This window comes from Arthrobacter sp. LT660, assembly GCF_056172845.1.
The window spans coordinates 2,028,485-2,049,418 of sequence record NZ_CM149651.1 but is presented as its reverse complement, the minus strand read 5'-3'; the positions used below and the strand labels follow the sequence as shown (position 1 = coordinate 2,049,418).

Genomic DNA, 20,934 nt, shown 5'->3' with positions numbered 1-20,934 from the left:
GATCCGGAGCGGCCGTGCCGACCATCGACGACGCCCCGCACCGGCCCGTGAGGTCGCTCCTGGCGGATGGCCGGGAACTGCTGTACTTCTTCGACGGCGACAGCGGCGCCGCCTTCGCGCCGCCGGCGGATCTCCGGGAGCTTCCGCCGCGCCCGGACGCGTCCGATCTGCGCTGGGACCCGCTGACGGGGGAATGGGTGTCGTTCGCGGCGCACCGGCAGGCCCGCACGCACCTCCCGCCCGCGGACGAATGCCCGCTGTGCCCCACGGACGGGGGGCACCCCACGGAGATCCCGGCGCCGGACTACGACGTCGTCGTGTTCGAAAACCGCTTCCCCTCCTTCGGTCCGAGGCAGCTCGACACCGTGCCGGAACCGGTCCTCGGAACGGCCGCACCGGCGCACGGGCGCTGCGAGGTCATCGCATTCGGGGCCGGCCACACGGACTCCTTCGGGGACCTGGGCCCGGTCCGGGCGCGGACCGTCGTCGAGGCGTGGGCGCAGCGCACCGCCGACCTGTCGGCGATGCCCGGCGTCGAGCAGGTTTTCGCGTTCGAGAACCGGGGCGCGGACATCGGCGTCACCCTGCACCACCCGCACGGCCAGATCTACGCCTACCCGTACGTGCCCGCCCGCACACTGACGCACCTGGCACAGGCCAAGGCCCACCGCGCACGGACCGGGCGGAACCTGATGGGCGACATCCTGGAATTCGAGGTGGACTCCGGGGAACGCGTCGTCGAACGTGGCGAGCACTGGACGGTCCTGGTTCCGTTCGCGGCCAGGATGCCGGTCGAGGCCCACATCGTCCCGCACCGCCACGTGGGGAGCCTCGCCGAGCTGACCCCTGCCGAGCGCGGCGAGCTCGCCGACGTCTACCTGCGCCTGGTGCGCACAGTCGACGCCTTGTACGAAACGCCCACGCCCTACATCTCGGCGTGGTTCCAGGCGCCCACCCGCCACCCGGACCGGGCCGAGGCGCGCCTGCACCTCCAGCTCACCTCGCCCCGCCGGGCGGAGAGCAAGCTGAAATACCTTGCGGGTTCCGAGGCCGCCATGGGAGCGTTCATCGGGGACGTGACTCCCGAATCGACAGCGGAACGCCTGCGGGACGCCGCGGCAGGCCTGGGAGGACGTATATGAGCACGGAGCGGGTTCCGACCAGCACACGGAACGACGGCGCAGCCCTCGCCAGCGCGTTTGCCGACCTCTTCGCGGCCGAGCCCGACGGTGTGTGGGCGGCACCGGGCCGCGTGAACCTCATCGGAGAACACACCGACTACAACGAGGGATACGTCCTCCCGTTCGCGATCGACCGGTGTGCGCGCGTCGCCGTGCGGCGGCGGCCGGATCCCCCGGCGCCCGCAGCGGCGGACCGCACGCTGCGCATGGCGACCCTCCAAGACCTCGACGACGCCGGTGCCCGCCCCGCCGTCGTCGAGGTATCGCTGGACGGCCTGTCCCGGGACGCCGTCGAGCCGTGGGCGCGCTACATCGCCGGAGTCGCCTGGGCCTTCCAGCAGCGCGGGGTCGATGTCCCGGCGCTCGACGTCCTGTTGGACTCGGACGTGCCGATCGGGGCGGGACTCTCCTCCTCCGCCGCGATCGAATGCGCCGTCGCCCTGGCCATCGACGAACTGACCGGCGCGCGCCTCGGCCGAAGCGAACTGGTGCTGCTGTGCCGGCAGGCGGAGAACGATTTCGTCGGCGCGCCCACCGGCATACTGGACCAGTCGGCGGCACTGCTCGGCACCGCGGACCACGCCTTGTTCCTCGATTGCCGGAGCCGCGCGGACCGGCAGGTGCCGCTGCCGCTCGCCGCGCACGGGTTGGCCATCCTCGTCGTGGACACGCGGATCAGCCACGCGCACGACACCGGCGGGTACAAGGAACTCGTCGCCGCCTGTGCCCGTGGAGCGGAGACACTGGGCGTTTCCTCGCTGCGGGACGTCACGGCGACGCGCCTGGACGCGTCGGGGGACGCGCTGGACTACGTGACCTTCCACCGCGTGCGCCACATCGTCACGGAAAACGAGCGGGTGCTGGACACGGTCCGGCTGCTGGAAAACGCCACGGGCGATTCAGGCACGGACGCCGCCGGACCGGGCGGCCCGGCGGCGATCGGCGACCTGCTGACGGCGAGCCACGCCTCGATGCGCGACGACTTCGAGATCTCCTGCGTGGAGCTCGACCTTGCGGTGGATACCGCGCTGGAGGCCGGCGCGTTGGGCGCGCGCATGACCGGCGGCGGCTTCGGCGGCTCGGCGATCGCGCTGGTCGGGGCGGTCGACGCCGAATCGGTCGCCGACCGGGTTCGCGCGGCTTTCGCCGAAGCGGGCTACGCGACGCCGGACATCTTCACGGTGGCTCCGGGGCCCGGGGCGCGCAGGCTGTAACGGGGCACGGAAGCCCGCGGCGCGGTGTCGATGCCGTTTTCCGCCGCGGCCTTCGATACGGTGGTGGGGATCACATCACCATGCCGTCGGCGGCCGGTCCGCAAGCTGCTGCGGGCACTGGGCGGGGTGCCGCGCACAGCCATCCAGGCCTACCTCTTCGTCTTCCTCGTGGCCGCGGTCGCCTCGTTGATCACGTGGGGTTTGGGGTTCGTCGTCGGCGCCCTGCCGGCCAAGGAGGTCGCCGCGCAGGGACGCGAACGCGGTCTCAGGCTGCATTTCCCGATGCTCGTCGCGTGCGGTTTCGCCGGATTCGTGGTCTGGCACATGGGCTACTCCGGCTCCGGTCCGCTGACCGCGGCAACGCCCGACTCGTTCATCGTCGTCGAGCTTGGCCGCGTGCTGCCCATCTCCGAGACCACGTTCTCCGTCTGGAACATGGTCGCCACCGTCGCGACGATCGTCGTCGTCGCACTCGCCCTGTTCCTGGTGGCGCCGCGCTCCGGGGACAAGATCATCGAGCTGGCCCGCAACGCTGACCCTGGACATCGTCAACTGGACGTTCCTGGCGCTGATCCTGCTGCTGGTGCGCGGAACCCGTTCGAACTCGTCGCGCTCACCAAACACGCCGCGTCCAACGTCGGCGAGATCCTCCTGCGGTTTCGCTCTGCGCGGGGATCCTCGGCATCATGACCGGAGCCGGTCTGATCGAGGTCTTCTCCGACGCGTTCGTCGCCGTTTCGACCCCCCAGACGTTCGGCATCCTTGCGTTCCTGAGCGCCGGATTGGTCAACTTCTTCGTTACCTCCGGCGGCGGACAATTCGCCGTGGAGGCGCCCATCATGCTCGGCACGGCGGCGGAGCTCGGCGTCGGGGCTGGTGTTCGCGGCCACGCTGCTGATCGTCTCCCTGTAGCCGAGGGAACGCCCCGTCCGTTAGTTCAGGTAGGCCGCCGGGGACGACGCCTCGTCCAGCGCCCTGACGTCTTCGGCCGAGAGGTCAAGGCGGGCGGCGGCCAACAACGACCCCAATTGCGCAACGACGCGCGCGCTGGCGATTGGGGCGGCGATCTCCGGCTTGGCGCGGAGCCACGCCAGGGCGATGGTGGCCGGTTCCTCACCGTGGCGGGAGCCGATCCGGTGCAGCTCGTCGATCACTCCGAGGCCGGCGTCGGAGAAGTGCCGTTCGACGCCCTTGCGGCGGGCGACGTCCGCGAAATCCTCGGGCGTCCGGTACTTGCCCGTCAGGAAGCCGGACGCGAGGGCCGAGTACGGCAGGACGGACAGCTGGTGCTCGGCGGCCAGTGACACGTATTGCGTCTCGTACGGCTCGCGCGCCACAAGGTTGTAGCGGGGCTGCAACGCGACCGGGCGCGGTACGCCGAGCTCGTCGGAGAGCCGGATCCACTCGCGGACCCGCTCGGGGGAGTAGTTGGACAGGCCGATGTGCCGGATCTTGCCGGCCTGCACGAGTCGGCCGAAGGCCTCGATCGTGTCCGCCAGCGGGATGTCCTGATCGTCGTAGTGCGCGTAGTAGAGGTCGATGGCTTCGGTGCGGAGCCGCGCCAGCGAGGCGTCGGCGGCCGCGGCCACGTTCGCCGGGGCGAGACCGGCGAAGTCCGGGTGCGTGCCGACCTTGCTGGCGATGACGACGTCGTCGCCGGCACCGCGCGTCGCCAGCCAGGAACCGATGATGGATTCCGATTCGCCGCCCCTGTTGCCGGGGAGCCAGGCCGAGTAGCCGTCGGCAGTGTCGATGAGGTTGCCGCCATCCGCCGTGAAGGCATCGAGCACCTCGTGGGATTCGTCCACGTCGGCGGTCCAGCCGAAGGTGTTCGCCCCGAGGGCCAGCGGGAAGATTTCCAGGTCCGAGGTTCCGATAAGTGGCACGTGCGTTCCTTTCGACCACGGCGGGGGTGGAGGCGCCGCTATTGCTGGGGAAGTAGGCCGCCGCCGCAGAGTCCGGAGGAGTCCGTACACCATTCAAACTACCGTGTGGCGCGAATCATGCCAGTGGCCGGGCCGAATCGTTGTATTCGGATGGGGCCGGGACCGGAGGACGCGAAACCGCGTTGCAAATGAGAACCTTTCTCATATAGGCTCGTGGGCATGCATGTGACAGTCGTGAGTTCCCTGGACGTTTTCAGTCGGCAGGAGGCGTGCGCCGCGCTGGCCGCCGAGGCGCCGGGCGCCGTCGTCGTCTTCCACGACCTGCTCGAAGACGGGGTGGCGGTTCGCCGGATGTTCAGGGACGGCCAGCGCGTTGACCGGCGGGCCTCGACGCTGGAACACGGATGCCTGAGTTGCACGGTCCGCCTCGATATCGTCCCCACCATCGCGAGCCTGATAGATGCGGAACATATTGTTCTCGGCCTACCGCCGGCGGTCGCTTCCGCCACCGCCGTGCACGCGCTCCTGCGGGGCCTGGGCGACGCCATCTTGATCGATTCGGTGGTTCTGGCCTGCGCACCGGACGCCTTGGAGGACCAACTCTGGGACCACCACACATTGTTTGAATCCGGCTTCACCCCGGTGGAGGAAGACGACCGCACCCCGGGCGAGTTCCTGGTGGGGGAGCTTTCCTTCAGCGACACGGTGATCCTCGCCGATCCGGCGGTCCTCCCCGTCGATCCGGCCGAGCGCGCCCGCGGCGCGAGTCTGGTGCGGGAACTCGCTCCGCATGCCGAGGTGACAGAAAGGGACGGAGACTTGCGGATCGGCGTCCACCATCTCGCGGAGGCGACCGCCCGTGCGGTCCCCGGATCCGTGAGCGCCCCGCGGGAGTCGTCATCCCCGTTCACCACCGTTGTGCACAGGATCGAACGTCCACTCCATCCCGAGCGCTTCCGCCACGCACTCGCCACGCTGGCCGAAGGCTGCTGCTGGCTGCGCGGACGGCTCTGGGTGGCCTCGGCCCCCGGCTGCCGGATCGCGCTGCAGGGGATCGGGCCACGCGTGTGGCTCGAGAACACCGGGCCGTGGATGCCCGGTGGGCATCCCGCCTTCGGTGACCGCGGAACCGTTCTGGCACTCACCGGCGAGGATATCGACGCCGCCGAGGTCGCGATGCTGATGTCGTCCTGCGAACTGACGGAAGCGGAGATGCGCGACGAAGCCACCTCGTTCCCCGATCCCTTCCAACTGGAAGAACCGACCCACACACAACAGAGGAGCAACCCATGAAGGTACGCAATTCGCTGCGCGCGCTGAAGAAGATCCCGGGGGCGCAGGTCGTCCGACGCCGCGGCCGGACGTTCGTCATCAACAAGAAGAACCCCAGGATGAAGGCCCGCCAGGGCTGACGATCCCTCCCCTGCGCGATCGGGGGGCGGGTTCCCGGGTCCGGCCTAGACGGCGGTCTTGGGAGCCTGCCCTTCGTCGCCGAACTTCCTGCGCGCCTGGCGCTGCCGGTGCCTGTCGATCGCGTTCATCGCCGGCGCCGTGGTGATCCCGTGTAGCAAAATCGACATGGCTACGACGAGGCCGACGAAGGCCCACAGGCGGTCCGTTTCCTGGCCGAAGGAACCCTGGTCGAGCGCGTAGGCGACGTAGTACAGCGAGCCGATGCCGCGGATGCCGAAGAAAGCGAGGGCAAGCCGTTCCCGGGGGCCGGTGCCGCCCCGGGCCAGCGCGATCCAGCCGGCCGCAGCACGACCAGGAAAAGCAACGCGGCAAGCACCTCCGGCCAGCCGACGCCGGCCAAGAGCCCACGCGAAATCGCACCGCCCAGCAGCACCAGGATGATGACCGTCAACAGGCGCTCAAGTTGTTCGACGTAGCTGTGCAGCACCCGGTGGTACCCGTGGGTGTGTTCGGCGCCGCGGATCGTCACGGCGCAGACGAACACCGCGATGAAGCCGTAGCCCTCCACCATTTCGGCCGCCCCGTAGGCCAGGAAGGTGGCGGCCAGGGCAACGAACCCCTCGGAGTGTTCCGCGAGCCGGATGCGCCGGAACCGCCGCGAGAAGAACACCGCCGCCAAAACCTTGCCCGTGCCAAAGCCGGCCAGGAGGCCCACGCCGATTCGCCAGAGGACGTCCACGGCGATCCACTCGGGGAACCAGCCCTCGGGCGAGGCCCCCGCCAGGCTAACGGCGACGGCGAGGTAGACGAAGGGGAACGCGAGGCCGTCGTTGAGTCCGGCCTCCGAGGTGAGACCGAAACGATCTCGTCCTCCTGGTCCGCTTCGTCGTCGTCCGCGGGTTCGCCGACCTGGACCTCGGACGCGAGCACGGGATCGGTTGGCGCCAGGGCGGCCGCGACCAGAATCGCCGAGGCAACGCCGAGGCCCAACACCCACAGCCCCACGAGGGCCAGCCCGAGGATGCATAGGGGCATGGCGATGGCCAGCATGCGCCACGTGGTGGCCCAGCGGTGCCATCCGATCGGACGGTCGAGGGCGAGCCCGGCCCCCATGAGCGAGATGATGACACACACCTCGGTGAGATGGGTCGTGAAGGCACCGTATTGCGTCGGGTCGGGATTCGGTAGGTCGTCAACGAGGCCGAACACCAGGGCGCCGGCGCCGAGGAAGACCATCGGCAAGGAGACGGGGGCCCGGCTCAGGAGGTGCGGTAGTACCGCCGCGGCGAAGACGGCGGCCCCCGCCGCCGCGAAAACGATGCTGGGATCTCGAACACCGGGAGAGCCGGCTCAGCCTTGGTCGGGTTCGACGGCCGAAACGGCCGCCTCGACGCGCACAGCGGCGAGAGTCGCGGCTACACACGCATCCACCATGACCCGGCTCCTTACTTAGGTGTCGAGCGCAACGCTATGCGCCGCGAGGGCGCGGCGCAACGGCTGCGGGGGCGACGTTCAGCCAACGGCCCACGCGTACGGCGTCACCGAGAGGAGGGTCAGGGTCTGCCCAGTTCCCGTTCAGGGGCCCTTGCTAGTTTCGCTGGGATTCGTCGTCTTCAGGAGGTAGGAACGTGAACAAGAAAAAGATGCTGGCCGCGCTGGCGCTCGTGGGGTCCCTATCCGTGGTCACCGCATGTGGCGGGGAGAGCGAGCCGGCTCCGGAATCGTCTGCTGCGCAGGAGTCATCCGAGCAGGGCGGCCAGGGCCAGGCCGCCCCGTCGCCGGATCTGAGCGGTGTGCCCGATGTGGTGGCCACGGTCAACGGCAAGGATATCGGCAAGGACGAGTTCAGCCGTGTCTACGAGAGCCAGTTCCAGCAGTCGGCCATGCAGTCGCAGATGAGCGGGCAGGAGGTGGATCAGGACGAGCTGAAGAAGAACGCGGCCGAGTCGATGGTCGGCACCGAACTGCTCGTGCAGCAGGCACACAAGGAAAACATCAAGGCTACGGACGCGCAGGTATCGGAGGCCCTCTCCGCCGCCGCGAAGTCCAACCAGATGAGCGGCGAGGAGTTCTTGGCCGCGCTTGAGAAGCAGGGCATGGACCGGGAACTGATCGATTCCCAACTGAAGCAGCAGGTTGAGGTGGAGGCCGTGACCAAGAAGGAGCTCGGCACGTTCACCGCCAGCGAAAAGGAACTCCAGGCGGCCTACGACGAGGCGAAGGCGCAGCAGGAACAGCAGCCGACCGCGGAGTCGGGAGAGGCCGCCAAGATGCCCGCGTACGAGGAAGTGAAGCCGCAGCTTAAGCAGCAGGTGGTGCAGCAGAAGGAAGGCGAAGCGACGCAGAAGCTCGTGGAGAAGCTGCGCGCCGATGGGGATGTCAAGGTGAACATCTGATCCGCCGGGGACATGTCAGTCGATCGGCGTGACCAGGTTGCCGTCGCGCAGGTAGGAGCGCAGGTTCTCCAATGTCAGCTCGGCCATGTCCCGCCGGGTCTCGTGGGTGCCGCTTCCCAGGTGTGGCAGCAGGACCACGTTGTCGAGGGCCATCAGCGCCGGCGGAACGCGGGGTTCGTCGGCGAAGACGTCGAGGCCGGCCCCCGCGATGCGGCCCTCGACCAAGGCGTCGACCAGGGCGCCCTCGTCGATGACGGAGCCGCGGGCGATGTTGACGACGTAGCCGTCGGGGCCGAGCGCGGAGAGCGCGTCGGCGCCGACCAGACCGGCCGAGTCCGGGCCTCCGGCGGCGGCCACGATGAGGACGTCGACGGCGGCGGCCAGGCCGACGACCGAGTCCGCGTAGGCGTAGGGCGAGCCCGCTACGGAACGGCGATTGTGGTAGTGGACCTCGCAGCCGAAGCCGTCGAGACGTCGGGCGATGGCGGACCCGATGCGGCCGAGGCCGAGGACGCCGACCCGCTTGCCGGAGGCGCGCACGGCCAGCGGGAAGCTGCCCGTGCCCTCCCAATCGCCGCGCCGCACGAAGCGGTCTGCGGCGGAGACGCGGCGCAAGACATCGAGGTAGAGGACCAGCGCAGTGTCGGCGACACAGTCCGTCAGGACGTCCGGGGTGTTGCTGACCCGTATGCCGCGCTCCTTGGCCTGCGCGACGTCCGTGGCGTCGTACCCGGCACCGTAGTTTATGATCGCGTTGAGGCCGGTCAGTCGACGCATCAGCTCCGTGTCCACGCCGAAGCGTCCGGAACATACGACGACGTCGATCCCCGCCGCATAGCGGTCGAGGAACTCGCCGCGTTCGGTGGTTCCGGCCGGCAGCCGCAGGGCATCGAACTCCTCCGACAAGACCGCGGAAACCAACGGGTTCACCGGCCCGACTTCGAGGATGTGTCCGCCAGCGGCCCCGTTGGAGGGGTTCGCGGCCCTGTGCCCGGCGTGGGTGGTCATGCTTCGCCGCGTTCCCGCTCCTCGCGCTCCCGCTCTTCCTGCTGCTCCGCGTCGCGGCCGGTCCAGATCTTGACGACGGCCCATCCGACGGCGGTCAGCGGCACGGCGAGCACCGCGCCGACCAGCCCCCCGAGGACGGTGCCGACGGTCAGGGCAAGTAGGACGACGAGCGCGTGCAGGTTCAGTGCCTGTGCCATGACCACCGGCTGGAGGAAGTTGCCCTCGAGCTGGTTCACCAGCACCACCACGCCCAGGACGATGAGTGCGACGACGGGGCCGTTTGCCACGAGCGCCACCAGGGTCGCCAGGATTCCGGCGAACGTCGCGCCCACCATCGGAATGAAGGACGTGATGAAGACGATCACGGCCAACGGGAGGGCAAGCGGAACCTGCAGGATCCACAGCGCGACGCCGATGCCGGCTGCGTCCACGAGGGCGATGGTCGCGGTTCCGCGGATGTACCCGCCCAGTGTCTCGACGGTCCGTGTGCCGGAACGCTTCCAGTTCTCCTGGTGGCGGTCGGGGATCCAGCTGAGGAAGAACGCCCAGATCCTGTCGCCGTCTTTGAGGAAGAAGAACATGATGACTAGGAGCAGGACCAACCCGGCGAGGAAGCTTCCCGCGGCGGAGAGCCCGGACAGCGCGCCGGCCCCGAACTGGCTGGAGGTCAGGAAGTCGGTCGCCCCGGCGATTCCCTCGTCGATCTGCTCCTGCGAGATGTTGATGGGCAGGTTCTCGACCATGCCCTGAAGCTGGTGGAAGCCTTCCACAGCCTGCTCCACCAGGGTGGGCCATTCGGCACGGACGGCGAAGACGATCCCGGTGCCGATGCCGCCCAGGACCACCAGGGATCCCAGGAAGACCGACCACGCGGCGAGCATGGGGGACATCACCCTGCGGGCGAGCGCCACCACCGGCCAGAGCGCGCTGACCAGAATCAGGGCGATCAGCAGCGGCAGGACGGCCAGGCTGAGCTGTAGCAACGCGTAGATCGTGGCGCCCGCGAGCACCAACACCACCAACACCTGCGTGGAGCGTGTGGCACTGCGGCCCAGGCTGTCGCTCCACAACGCTGCGGCGCGGTCGCGCGGACCGAACCTTGTGGGCAAGGCGGCGGCAGGCGCTGTCGACGGGGCGGCATTCCTGGCCCCACGGCGTCGGCTACTGAAAGGACGGAACGTCATGTGACTCCTCATTCTGCGGCGTATTCCCACTCTAGCCAGCGTCGCGGCCGGCCAGGACCACTCACGCGGCGTGGCGGCGCGCCGCGGGGCATCGACGTCGACCTCGCGTACCGGACGCTGGACACGCAAAAGTACCTCTACGCGGAGGCGTGGCACTTCGAGTAGGAGGGGCGCTAGCCGCGTCCGCGCCGTACTGTGGCCCCATGGAAGACACGGCAGGCGATCCCACCGGAACATGGGGCCAACGGGAGCGGGGACGGCCGTGGCTGTCCTTCGACGACGCCCGGTGCACCGGGTCCGACGGCTGCAACAAGATGGCCGGCCCCTGGCGCCAGTCCGGCGGCGGGAGGATCGAGGTGGGACCGATGATGGTCACGCGAATGTTCTGCGAGGGCGTCGACACGTGGTTGTCCAACGTCGAGGCGGTGGCCATCGACGGAGACCGGATGCTCGTCTTCGGCACGGACGGAAAGCGGCTGGGATCCTTGCGGCGCACCGCCGGCATCCCGGGGGGTGGTGGCTAGGGGGGCGGCCGGGGGACGGCCCCCAAGGAAGCCGTCCCCCGCCGCCGGCGTGCCGGCCCGCAGGGGGCCTAGTCCGCTATGTAGAGCAGTCGCTTGTTGACGAATTCGTCCATGCCCAACGGGCCGAGTTCGCGGCCGAAGCCCGAGCGCTTGACGCCGCCGAACGGCATTTCGGCGCCCTCCGCGGCCGGGAGGTTGACGTTGCTCATGCCCACGTCCAGGCGTTCGGCGACCTTGCGGGCGCGCTCCGGGTCGGTGCTGAAGACGGCGCCGCCGAGACCGAAGGGCGTGTCGTTGGCGAGCCGGAGCGCCTCTTCGTCGCTGGAAACCTTGTAGACGACGGCGACGGGTCCGAAGAGCTCCTCCGAATACGCCTGCATCTCCTTCGTGACGCCCGTCAGCACGGCCGGGGCGAGGTAGGCGTCGGGCCCGTCGGACAGCGTGCCTCCCGCGTGGAGCACTGCGCCCTGCTCGACGGCGGTGCCCACCTGCCGCGACAGGCCCTCCGCGGCGGACCGGGAGGACAGCGGCCCGTAGGTGCCGGCCTCGTCGTCGGCCGGGTTGCCGGGACGCAGGCGGGAGGCCAGGGACGTCAGCTCGGCGACGAACTCGTCGTAGATGTCCGCCATGACGATCATGCGCTTGTTGGAGTTGCACGCCTGGCCGGTGTTTTCCATGCGCGTCTCCCACGCCATCGCGGCCGCGGCCTTGACGTCGTCGGCGTCGAGCACCACGTAGGGATCGGATCCGCCGAGTTCCAGCACGGCCTTCTTCAGGTTCTTGCCGGCCAGCGACCCGATGACCGCGCCGGCGCGCTCCGAGCCCGTCAGCGAGACGCCCTGGATGCGCGGGTCGGCGATGATGTCCGCGATCTGCGCGTGGGACGCGAAGACGTTGACGTACGCGCCGGCGGGCAGGCCGGCGTCGTCCATGATCTTCTGGATCGCCAGAGCGGAGCGCGGGCACGTTTCGGCGTGCTTGAGGATGATCGTGTTGCCCAGCATCAGGTTCGGGGCGACGAAGCGGGCCACCTGGTAGTAGGGGTAGTTCCACGGCATGATGCCGAGCAGCGGGCCGACCGGGAGCCTTTGCACGACGGCACGGCCGCCGGCGAACGTCTTGATCGGCTGGTCCGCCGCGAGGGTGGGGCCCTCCGTGGCGAAGTAGTTGAAGATATCTGTGCAGAACTCGGCCTCGCCCTTGGACTGGGAGAGCGGCTTGCCCATTTCCTCGGTGATGATCGCGGCCAGCTCGTCCGCGCGTTCCGTGAAGAGCTCGGCAATGCGGGAGACCACTTTGGCTCGGTCCGTCATCGGCACGTCCCGCCATTCGCGGTAGGCCCGGTCGGCCGACCCGATGGCCCGGCCGATCTCGCCGTCGGTTGCGGTGGGGAACGATTCGACGACCTCGCCGGTGGCGGGGTTCAGGACGCGGTAGCCGGGTTCGGCGGGCGTATTGGCGGTGGCGGTCACGGCCGGACTCCTATCAGTTGCTGCTCGCGGCGGAGGGATGGCCGACCGCGGGGTACACACATCATGTCCCGAATGGGCGAAATTGTGAATTCAGTCACGGGCCGGCGGGCTCGCGAGCCTGAGGTGGAACCAACCCGCCTGGGTCGCCAAGCCCCAGCCCCGCCACCGGAAGTGGACATTACCGCCGGTTTAATACCCGTGGAAATGTCCACTTCCGGTGGTGGGGTGGGCTACTGCTCCGACTGGCCCCGCCACAGGTCGACCTCGGCGACGTCCGTGGTGATGCCGTCGATCCGGCGCAGCTCCTCGTCCGTGAAGCTGGTGTTCGCCAGCGCACCGAGGTTTTCGTCCAGCTGGGCGGTGGAGGAGGCGCCGAGCAGCACCGAGGTCACGCCGCCGTCGCGCAGCAGCCAGGAGATGGCGAGCTGCGCCAGGGACTGACCCCGCTCGGCGGCGAGTGCGGCGAGCTCGCGGGCCTTTTGCAGGTTTTCGTCGTTGAGGCCGGACAGGGAGTTGCGGCCGCCGGCGGGAACGGCGTCGTTGTTGTCCAGGTACTTGTTGGTCAGGAGGCCCTGGGCCAGCGGCGTGAACGCGATCGACCCCATCTCGTGGGCGGCGAGCGTTTCCAGCAGGCCGTCCTCGACCCAGCGGTTGAGCAGGGAATAGGAGGGCTGGTGGATGACCAGCGGCGTGCCGAGCTCTCGGGCCACGCGGACCGCCTCGACGGTGCGCTCGGGGGAGTAGGAGGAGATGCCGACGTAGTTGGCCTTGCCCTGGCGCACGAGCCGGTCCAGGGCGTCCACCGTTTCCTCGATGGGCGTCTCCGGGTCGGGGCGGTGGGAATAGAAGATGTCGACGTAGTCCAGCCCCATGCGCCGCAGGGAGGCATCGGCAGAGGCGGTGATGTACTTCCGCGAGCCGTTGTTCCCGTAGGGACCCGGCCACATGTCCCAGCCGGCCTTGGAGGAAATGATGAGCTCGTCCCGGTATGGCTTGAAGTCGGTGCGCATCATGCGCCCGAAGTTCTCCTCCGCCGAGCCGTACGGCGGGCCGTAGTTGTTAGCCAGATCGAAGTGGGTGATGCCGCGGTCGAACGCGTGGCGCAGCACCTCACGCTGGGTGTCGAACGGCCGATTGTCACCGAAGTTCCACCACAGGCCGAGGCTGACGGGCGGCAACAGGAGGCCGGAGTTGCCGACCCGGCGGTAGCCGAAGTGGTCGTAGCGGTTTTCCGCGGCGACGTAGGGGCGGTGGGATTCGGGAATGCGGGGGAAATGGACGTCGTCAGCCATGGGGGCCTCCTGAAGGGTGGATGGCGGGTTCCCAGCCATGCTACGTCGATCCCCGTCGGAGTTTGCGGCTACCCGCAGGGCTTCCACGACTTTCCGCCGGGGGCGTAGCAGCGCGGGCCCGTATAGCCGGCATACGGGTTCGACGCCGGAGGCGGGGTGTACGCGGGCTTCCTCGCCGGAGCGGGGACGCTGCGTTGGGCGTCCTGGCGCGCGGCCTCGGCGGCGGCGCGACGGGCGGCCTCCCGCGATGCCTCGGCCTCGGCCCGGCGGGCGGCGTCTGCCCTCGCGGCGGCCGCCTTCGCCTGCCGGTCCGCTTCCTTGGCGGCGGCTGCCTTGGCTGCCTTGGCCGCCTTCTCGGCCGCCGCGGCTTTCTCGGCTGCCGCTTTCTTGGCCGCCGCCTTCTTTTTGGCGACTTCTTCCTTGCGCTTCGCCTCGGCCGCGGCGCGTGCCTCGGCGGCCTCGAGCCGGGAAACGATGCCCTCCAGGCGCCTCAGCTCGCCCGCTCCGGCGGCGATGGCCCCGGTCAGCACGGCGGAATGCGCCGTGACCTGAGCCGGTGCGTAAGCGGACCGCATGGCGGTCCCTCCGAGGTTGGCGGCCGACCGTGCCGATTTCAAAGCCGCATCCGCGGCGGCGAGGGCAGCGACGCCAGTCGCCACGCTGGCCGCCGCCTCGGCGATGGCGACCGGGGACTCCGCCGCGAGGGCCTCAAGCGGTGCGACCGCGCTCGCGACCCGTCCGGGCAACGTACAGGGAACCGCGGGGTCGTTGAAGCCCACGGGCCGCGCTGTGGCGGTCTGTTGCGCCTCCAGGACATCGTCGTAGAACCGGCGGTTCGGCTCGAAGAGCACGGCAACGCCCAATCCCTCGGCTGCGATGTCGGCGTTGACCAAAGAGTTCGATTCGAACACCCCGGCGAGGGTCCGGCCATAACGGTCCAGCCGTTCCCGATCGTATTCCAGGGTGACGGCGGTTCCGACTGGGAGCCGCTTTTGGAGGTATGCGGTCGCCTCCGGACCCAAGCATTCCACGGGTTTGTTGGGATGTTTGGTTTCGGGGGTGTCCACGTTGAGCAGCCTGACGGTCTGCTCCGTGCCGTCCACCGACGCCACAAGGGTATCTCCGTCGATGACGCGCACCACGGTGGCCCGGTCCTGGTCCCGCGACGACGCCAAGGCGACACCGCCAGCTGCGGCGCCGAGCACCAGGGCGGCGACGGCGACGCCGGCCACCTTGCTGCCGACCGCCGCGCCCGAAACGGCACTGAAGATTCCCATGGCGTTGCCCCCAACGATAAGGTCCGATGATCACCGGACAATACCGGTCACTGGGGACATTTTAGGCGGACCGGTGACAATGTGACCTCTGGCGTCTGGGGTTTAACGAAAGAAGCACCGGCCGTAGCGGACAAGGAGGCTGGAAAGCCGCTACAACCGGTGCTTCTGATCACTTGCATCACTCGCACCTTGAGAAGGTGGTTTCAGCCTAGGGACTGTTTCTTGGAGTCCGCTGTGCGCCGGGTCGGAGCCTCATGTGAGGCGAGGAAGTCAGTAGTTCGACGGCGGATCGGAGGCCGGGAACGATTCGTCTTCCCACTCCTCCACCAACACCTCGTCATGGTCGTGCTTCATCGTCGCCGTTTCGCCGGCGAGCTTCTCCGCGTCCGTCTTCGCCGCATCGGGTTTTCCCTCACCGGGCTTGGTCTGCGGGGGCGTCGGAAGATCCTCTGCCGGGGTTTCCTCGATTGATGGGTTCACGGTGGCTCCTTCTGGATTGGACGAATCTACTGGGACCAGTCTCCCGCCGGTGGGCGTGCCTGTCGAGGACTAGGGCAAGCGGAGTGCCATGGGCCATTAAAAAGGGCGAGCACCGACCGGACGGCAGTTGGGGGGATAGCCGTTGCTCCGGTCGGTGCTCTTCATCACTCGCACCTTCATGAGGTGACTTCAACTCTACGAAGCCAAGCTTGGCATTGCCTGAGAAATGGGTCTGAACGCCGTGTGAATCCGGCTGCCACAAGGGGTGACACGAGTCACACGGTCTGCCAGCAGCCCAACTGGCGCGTCCTTTTAGGCCCTGAGTACCAGCGCGTCGCCCTGCCCGCCGCCGCCGCACAACGCCACGACGCCGACGCCGGACCCGAGCCGCTTAAGCGCCAGTGCCTGGTGAAGCGCCAACCGCGCTCCGGACGCACCCACGGGGTGGCCCAGCGCGATCGCCCCGCCCTCGCGGTTGAAAACCACCGGATTCAAACCCAGGTCCTTGGCCGATTGCAGCACGACGGAAGCGAAGGCCTCGTTGATCTCCAGCAGATCCACGTCGCCAGGCGCCAGACCCTCCTTGGCCAGGGCGGCCAGGATGGCGTCGCTGGGTTGGGAGTGCAGCTGGCCGTCCGGTCCCGCGGTCTGGCCGTGTGCGCCGATCTCGCAGAGCCAGTCCAAGCCGGCCTCGATGGCGGCGGCCTTGCTGGCGACCACGACGGCGGCCGCGCCGTCGGAGAGCGGGGAACTCGAACCCGCCGTGATCGTCGCGTTCGGGTCTCGCGAGAACGCCGGTCGCAGCGCCGCGAGCCCCTCCGGCGTCGTGCCCTCCCGGATGCCTTCGTCGCTGCCGAGCAACACCGGTGCGCCGCGGCGCTGCGGCACCTCGATGGGGGCGATCTCCTGCGCGAGCAGGTCCCGCGCCGCGGCGGCGCGCTGGTGCGATCGCGCGGCCACCTCGTCCTGCTCCGCCCGCCCGATCCCACGATCGATGTTGCCGCGGTCGGTCGCCCCGCCCATCAGCTCTCCGGAGACGGGATCCTGCAGGCCGTCGTGGTTCAGCGAATCGACCAAAGCGGAGTCTCCGAGCGCCAGCCCCGCCCGGACACCCTTGACCAGGTGTGGCGCGTTGGTCATCGATTCCTGTCCGGCGGCGACGATGAAATCGGCCTCCCCTGCACGGATCATGCGCGCGGCATCGATGACGGCCGTGAGGCCCGAAAGGCACAACTTGTTGATCGTCACGGTCGGCACGTCCCACCCGATGCCGGCCCCGAGGGCCGCCTGCCGGGCCGGGCCCTGACCCGAACCCGCGAGGACCACCTGGCCCACGATCACATGGCCGATCCGCTCCGGGGGGACGCCGGCCCGCTCCAAGGCGTGCCGGATCGCATGGCTGCCCAGTTCGGTCGCGGACAACGGGGAGAGCCCCCCGCGGAACTTGCCGAACGGGGTGCGCGCGCCCGCAAGGATCACGGGGGTGGTGTCGGTCATGGTGTTTCCTCCGGTGGTGTTGGCTGCAGGGATTCTCCGCGGTGCCCGGCGGTCGCCGGCGCGGTCGGTAGTCTGGGCGGATGGCAGATGCGCTGAACGCGTTCGACGGAACCCGGATCGCCTACGACGTCTCCGGCGAGGGCCCCGCCGTCGTGCTGTTGCATGGTTCGGCTCTCTCGCGCGCCATCTGGCGCGGGTTGGGGTACGTCGCCGCGCTGTCCGGCGGGCATACGGTGGTGCGCATCGATGCCCGCGGACACGGCCGCAGCGGCAAACCGCACGACGCCGGCTCGTACGCGATGCCGCTCGTCGCGGGGGACGTGCTCGCCGTGTTGGACGCCGAGGGGATTGGACGCGCGGGCATCGTCGGCTATTCGTTCGGCGCGCGGGTGGCGTTCGCCCTGGCCGTCTCCGCCCCCGACCGCGTGGAACGGCTGGCCACGCTGGGCGGCACGCACCGCCCGCAGGCCGGACAGCTGGCCAAGGTGTTTTTCGACGGCTATGCCGAGGCGTTGCGCGAGGACGGCATGCCGGGATTCGTCGACGGGATGGAAGCCGCCGGGCGGGTGATCGATCCGGCAACGCGGGCGGCGTTCCTGGCCAACGATCCCCTCGCGCTGGCCGCCTATTTCGAGGCGACGGAGGCCGCGCCCGGATTGTCCGATTCGCTGCTCCACCAGCTGGCCCTCCCCGCTCTGCTCCTGGCCGGCACGCGCGACCCCGAGCGGCTTGCCGATTCCCGGTACGCCTCGTCCGTGATGCCCAACGCGCGCTTCGTGGAGCTTCCGGGCCGCACGCACGCCGCAACGCTCCACACTGCCCATGAGGTTCTCGAACACCTGGTTCCCTTTCTGCGTTCGCGCTAGTCGGTGCCGGCTCCGCGCTGCTGCCGGCCTGAACACTTTTGGGTTCAACTGCCCGCCTAGTCCCTAGTGGGAGACCGCGAACCGCGCCAAAACCGCTCACGGAGGTTCGAAACCGCTCACGAAGGTACGGCAGCCGCGGGCGGACGGGTGGGAGTCAGCCGGCGAAGGCGGACAACCCCGTGATCGAGCGGCCGATGATGAGCGCCTGGACGGTTTCGGTTCCCTCGTACGTGTGGACGGCCTCGATGTCCGCGATGTGCCGGGCGACACGGTTCCGCAGCAGGATGCCGTTCCCGCCCAGCAGGTCTCGGGCGTTGGACGCGATCTGCCGGGCGGTGCGTGTGCAGGTGTACTTCGCCAGGGAAGCCTGCACCGGGCTGAGCTCGCCGCGCTCCTCGAGGGCGGTCATCTGCATGACCATCAGCTGCATGGTGGCGAGTTCCGAATGCATTCGGGCGAGCCGTTCCTGCACGATCTGCGATGCGGCCAGCGGGCGCCCGAACTGGATGCGCTGGGCGGCGTACTGTACGGCGGTCTCGTAGCAGGCGGTGGCATGCCCGACGGCGGACCATGCGACCCCCAGCCGGGTCGCGAAAAGCACCTTCGCGGTGTCCTTGAACGAGTTGGCGCCCGGCATGACGCGGGAATCCGGTACGAAGACGTTCTCCAGCCGGATGTGGGCCTGCCAAATCGCGCGCAGGCTCAGCTTCCCCTCGATGGTGGTGCCCGTGTAGCCCTCGGACTCCTGCGGCACGATGAATCCGCGCACGGCGCCGGCGTCGTCGCGTGCCCACACGATCGTGACGCCGCCCGTGGAGCCGTTGCCGATCCACTTCTTCTCGCCGTTGATCACGTAGCCGCCGTCGACCCGGGTGGCGCGCGTTTCCAGTGAAACCGAGTCCGAGCCGTGCGTCGGTTCGGTCAGCGCGAACGCGCCGAGAACCTCCGCGGTGGCCAGTTTCGGCACCCACTCGGCAACCTGCTCGGCGGAGCCGAGCATCGCTACCGAGCGCAGCGCCAACCCCGCCTGGACGGCCCCGATCGTGGAGACGGATCCGTCGCCGCGGGAGAGTTCCATGTTCACCAGCCCAGAGGCCAGCGCACTCATGGCGGGGTAGCCGTCGACGTCCATCCCGTCGCGCAGCAGATCGAGCTCCCCGAGCCGCGTGGCGAGTTCGAACGGATAGTCGGCGGCGTTCCAGTAGGCGTCGATGACGGGGCGCACCTCGTCGAGCGAGAATCGGCGGGCCCGGTCCCAGTAGGCCCGGTCGGCGTCGGGGATGTCGCGGAAGAGGCCGGCGGGGTCGGCGTCGACCTCGCCCCACAGTTCGTAGTCGGGCTCGACGACGCCCGCCGGGAATTCGGCGGAGGTGTCGCCGGGTCGGACGCCGGACGCGGCCTCACGCGCGAGGTCGTCGAGGTCGGTTGCGGTGGGGTTGAGCGGAGCCATGGGGATTCCTTCGTCGTGCGGCTGTTTCCCCATAGCATCCTTGAAACTCCGGTTCACGTCAAGGAACTAAGTCCCATTCTCGGGTTCGTTCAGTCGCGGGGCAGCGCCTCGCGCACGGCGGCGATGATGTCTTCCGTGGCCGCGCCGGGGTCCAATACGGTCACGACGACGGCGCCCCGCACCCCGCCGACCGTGCCACCTTGATCTGCGCCGCCTGCCTTTGCACCCGCCCCGAAGGCGGGGAGGCGGGAGGCTGCGAGGTTGGATCCGCGGTCGGCGAGCCGCGGCTCGAACAAGTCGGCCAGGCCGCGGAGCTCCCGAGCCAGATCGCGGCGCACTGCGTCGCCCGGTCCGCGCAACCATCGCCGCAGGAAGGCGTTGTGGACGGCCACCACGGCCGCGGCGAAGGCCACGGATGCGCTGCCGCCCTCCGCGCCCTCCCGACCCTCGCGACCCTCGAGGCCGGCGTGCCCGGCGTCCTCGTTCGCGTCGCCGACGTCGCCGCGGTGCGTGGAGTAGGCGGCGTCGAGGCCGCGGCGGAACGTCCGTTCGTAGCGGTGGGTGCTGACCAGTTCGCGGTCGCGCAGCGCGGGGACCTCCTGCAGCAACCGATGCCGCAGGAGGGACGCGTCCGGGCGCGAGGTGTGATGGTCGAAAACCGCCAGGGCCGCGTCGACGACGGCGGCCGCGGGCCGGTCGCGCCCAGCCGCGAGGACCGTCTCGACGACGTTGATCACGGCCTCCATGTCCGCGAACACCATGTCCTCCTTGGTGCCGAAGCGGCGGAAGAACGTGCTGCGGCTGATGCCGGCGGCGGCGGCCAACTGGTCCACGCTGGTGGCGTCGAATCCCTGCTCCAGCAGGAGCCGCAGGGCGGCGTCGGGGATCGCGGACGGCGGCGTGGGACTCATGCCGGTGAATCTAGCACGGCGGGTCGGACTCGCCGCGCCCGGTCGACCTCCACCGCCTCGGCCAGTTCGGCGAGGCGGTGCGCGCGGGCGGACTCGGCCGGGGTGAACGGTTCGCCGGGACGGTGGGCGACAAGTGGTGTCCCGGACGGCGTCGGCAGCCGCAGGACGGTACCGGAGGCGCCGTCGCCGTCCGACGGCGGTGCGGCCCGGGTGCCGCCGGGTCCGCCGGTGCGGGAGACGTTGACGGCGCCGGCGGGGGAGTGGATGGTCGCGCCCAGCAGCTCGGACAGCGCCTCCGCCAGGGACTCGGGCTCGGCGGCCACCCGCGCGGCCAGCCCCAGGCTACGGGTCTGGGCGTCCGCCAACGCCATCGGCGTGGTGGGCCAGACCGCGCGGCTGCGCGCGCCGGCCGTGCGCAACGCCCCCAGCAGTTGCGCTTCCCCGAGCGACGCCGGCGCTGAGACCACGAGTTCGTCGAGCACCGCGGCGCTGGCGTCCCCGAGCGGGTGCACGTGGATCGCGAGGATATTCGCGTCCACGACGGCGAGTTCGTGGGTGACCCGCTCGAGCGCGCCGGCGCGGTCCGACAACGAGAACCGCAGCCGCCACAGCGCCTGCGCCTCGTTCAACTCCCGGTGCCGGCGCAGTTGCGGCGCGTGGAGGAACCCCCGGAGGAGGCGGGCGGCCGAGGGCTCGGCGACCCAAATCGCCAGCGCCGTGGCGGCAAGTGTCAACAGCACAACCTTGAGAAGCAACGGGAGCTCCAACTGGATCACCGCCGCATGCACGATGAGCTCCACCGGCAGGATCGCTAGCACCAAACCAAGCATCCGCCGCAGGTGGGCGGGTTCCGGAGGTTGCCCGCAGTCCGGGCATGCCAGCG

18 protein-coding genes and 2 pseudogenes are annotated in these 20,934 nt (G+C 69.6%); 8 read left to right on the top strand and 12 right to left on the bottom strand.

Translation table 11 applies throughout. The features are described from left to right. Positions 1 to 23 precede the first annotated feature (23 nt). The 3 genes and pseudogenes from galT to AC0QSG_RS09440 form a co-directional block, all read left to right on the top strand. Positions 24 to 1,142: a galactose-1-phosphate uridylyltransferase gene (gene galT / locus AC0QSG_RS09450; RefSeq protein ID WP_475377299.1), complete on the top strand. Its 1,119-nt coding sequence runs from the start codon at positions 24 to 26 to the stop codon at positions 1,140 to 1,142. After that, complete coding sequence (gene galK, locus AC0QSG_RS09445; RefSeq protein ID WP_475375198.1) at positions 1,139 to 2,395, top strand: galactokinase; 1,257 nt, start codon at positions 1,139 to 1,141, stop codon at positions 2,393 to 2,395. The genes galT and galK overlap by 4 nt, the downstream gene beginning before the upstream one ends. A gap of 90 nt (positions 2,396 to 2,485) precedes the next feature. Next, a pseudogene (locus AC0QSG_RS09440) lies at positions 2,486 to 3,276 on the top strand (TIGR00366 family protein); the annotation flags it as partial. A 51-nt stretch (positions 3,277 to 3,327) separates the two neighbouring features. On the opposite strand, the gene AC0QSG_RS09435 reads toward AC0QSG_RS09440, so the two are convergent. Next, positions 3,328 to 4,281, bottom strand: a complete 954-nt coding sequence (locus AC0QSG_RS09435; RefSeq protein ID WP_475375197.1) for an aldo/keto reductase — start codon at positions 4,279 to 4,281, stop codon at positions 3,328 to 3,330. A 219-nt stretch (positions 4,282 to 4,500) separates the two neighbouring features. Here AC0QSG_RS09435 and AC0QSG_RS09430 point away from each other — a divergent pair, with 219 nt between their 5' ends. Both AC0QSG_RS09430 and ykgO read left to right on the top strand, forming a co-directional pair. Further along, entirely contained in the window at positions 4,501 to 5,574 is a 1,074-nt protein-coding gene (locus tag AC0QSG_RS09430) for a GTP-binding protein (protein WP_475375196.1), read from the top strand. Beyond that, a complete protein-coding gene (gene ykgO, locus AC0QSG_RS09425) occupies positions 5,571 to 5,693 on the top strand; it encodes a type B 50S ribosomal protein L36 (RefSeq protein WP_133409460.1) in 123 nt (40 codons plus the stop codon). The genes AC0QSG_RS09430 and ykgO overlap by 4 nt, the downstream gene beginning before the upstream one ends. Before the next feature lie 45 nt (positions 5,694 to 5,738). Here ykgO and AC0QSG_RS09420 read toward each other — a convergent pair. After that, positions 5,739 to 7,014 (bottom strand): annotated as a pseudogene (locus AC0QSG_RS09420) (cation:proton antiporter). Positions 7,015 to 7,322: 308 nt separating this feature from the next. Between AC0QSG_RS09420 and AC0QSG_RS09415 the strand changes: the two are divergent. Beyond that, entirely contained in the window at positions 7,323 to 8,090 is a 768-nt protein-coding gene (locus AC0QSG_RS09415; protein WP_475375195.1) for a SurA N-terminal domain-containing protein, read from the top strand. A 15-nt stretch (positions 8,091 to 8,105) separates the two neighbouring features. On the opposite strand, the gene AC0QSG_RS09410 is transcribed toward AC0QSG_RS09415, so the two are convergent. Further along, a complete protein-coding gene (locus AC0QSG_RS09410; protein ID WP_475375194.1) occupies positions 8,106 to 9,098 on the bottom strand; it encodes a 2-hydroxyacid dehydrogenase in 993 nt (330 codons plus the stop codon). After that, complete coding sequence (locus tag AC0QSG_RS09405) at positions 9,095 to 10,282, bottom strand: AI-2E family transporter (protein WP_475375193.1); 1,188 nt, start codon at positions 10,280 to 10,282, stop codon at positions 9,095 to 9,097. The genes AC0QSG_RS09410 and AC0QSG_RS09405 overlap by 4 nt, the downstream gene beginning before the upstream one ends. A gap of 203 nt (positions 10,283 to 10,485) precedes the next feature. On the opposite strand from AC0QSG_RS09405, the gene AC0QSG_RS09400 reads away from it, so the two are divergent. Next, positions 10,486 to 10,806 (top strand): META domain-containing protein, encoded by a 321-nt coding sequence (locus AC0QSG_RS09400; RefSeq protein ID WP_435728538.1) that lies wholly within the window; start codon positions 10,486 to 10,488, stop codon positions 10,804 to 10,806. 68 nt (positions 10,807 to 10,874) lie between these two features. Here the strand turns inward: AC0QSG_RS09400 and AC0QSG_RS09395 are convergent, their stop codons facing one another. The 5 genes from AC0QSG_RS09395 to AC0QSG_RS09375 form a co-directional block, all read right to left on the bottom strand. Beyond that, positions 10,875 to 12,278 (bottom strand): NAD-dependent succinate-semialdehyde dehydrogenase, encoded by a 1,404-nt coding sequence (locus AC0QSG_RS09395; protein ID WP_475375192.1) that lies wholly within the window; start codon positions 12,276 to 12,278, stop codon positions 10,875 to 10,877. Between the two features lie 230 nt (positions 12,279 to 12,508). Continuing rightward, positions 12,509 to 13,570 (bottom strand): aldo/keto reductase, encoded by a 1,062-nt coding sequence (locus AC0QSG_RS09390; RefSeq protein WP_475375191.1) that lies wholly within the window; start codon positions 13,568 to 13,570, stop codon positions 12,509 to 12,511. Between the two features lie 68 nt (positions 13,571 to 13,638). Next, positions 13,639 to 14,847, bottom strand: coding sequence for a thermonuclease family protein (locus AC0QSG_RS09385; protein ID WP_475375190.1), 1,209 nt, complete (start codon positions 14,845 to 14,847; stop codon positions 13,639 to 13,641). 270 nt (positions 14,848 to 15,117) lie between these two features. Next, positions 15,118 to 15,327, bottom strand: coding sequence for a hypothetical protein (locus AC0QSG_RS09380; RefSeq protein ID WP_475375189.1), 210 nt, complete (start codon positions 15,325 to 15,327; stop codon positions 15,118 to 15,120). A 312-nt stretch (positions 15,328 to 15,639) separates the two neighbouring features. Continuing rightward, positions 15,640 to 16,824, bottom strand: a complete 1,185-nt coding sequence (locus AC0QSG_RS09375) for an acetyl-CoA C-acyltransferase (RefSeq protein WP_475375188.1) — start codon at positions 16,822 to 16,824, stop codon at positions 15,640 to 15,642. 80 nt (positions 16,825 to 16,904) lie between these two features. Between AC0QSG_RS09375 and AC0QSG_RS09370 the strand changes: the two genes are divergently transcribed. Continuing rightward, on the top strand, positions 16,905 to 17,690 hold the full coding sequence (locus AC0QSG_RS09370) for an alpha/beta fold hydrolase (protein ID WP_475375187.1): 786 nt from the start codon (positions 16,905 to 16,907) through the stop codon (positions 17,688 to 17,690). 154 nt (positions 17,691 to 17,844) lie between these two features. Here AC0QSG_RS09370 and AC0QSG_RS09365 read toward each other — a convergent pair whose 3' ends face one another. From AC0QSG_RS09365 to AC0QSG_RS09355, 3 genes are all read right to left on the bottom strand, one after another. After that, positions 17,845 to 19,140 carry an acyl-CoA dehydrogenase family protein gene (locus tag AC0QSG_RS09365; protein WP_435728531.1) on the bottom strand — a complete coding sequence of 432 codons (1,296 nt, stop codon included), beginning with the start codon at positions 19,138 to 19,140 and terminating at the stop codon, positions 17,845 to 17,847. Positions 19,141 to 19,229: 89 nt separating this feature from the next. Further along, a complete protein-coding gene (locus AC0QSG_RS09360) occupies positions 19,230 to 20,051 on the bottom strand; it encodes a TetR family transcriptional regulator (protein ID WP_475375186.1) in 822 nt (273 codons plus the stop codon). Then, complete coding sequence (locus AC0QSG_RS09355) at positions 20,048 to 20,869, bottom strand: amino acid-binding protein (protein WP_475375185.1); 822 nt, start codon at positions 20,867 to 20,869, stop codon at positions 20,048 to 20,050. Before AC0QSG_RS09355 ends, AC0QSG_RS09360 begins: the two co-directional genes overlap by 4 nt. Positions 20,870 to 20,934: the final 65 nt, after the last annotated feature.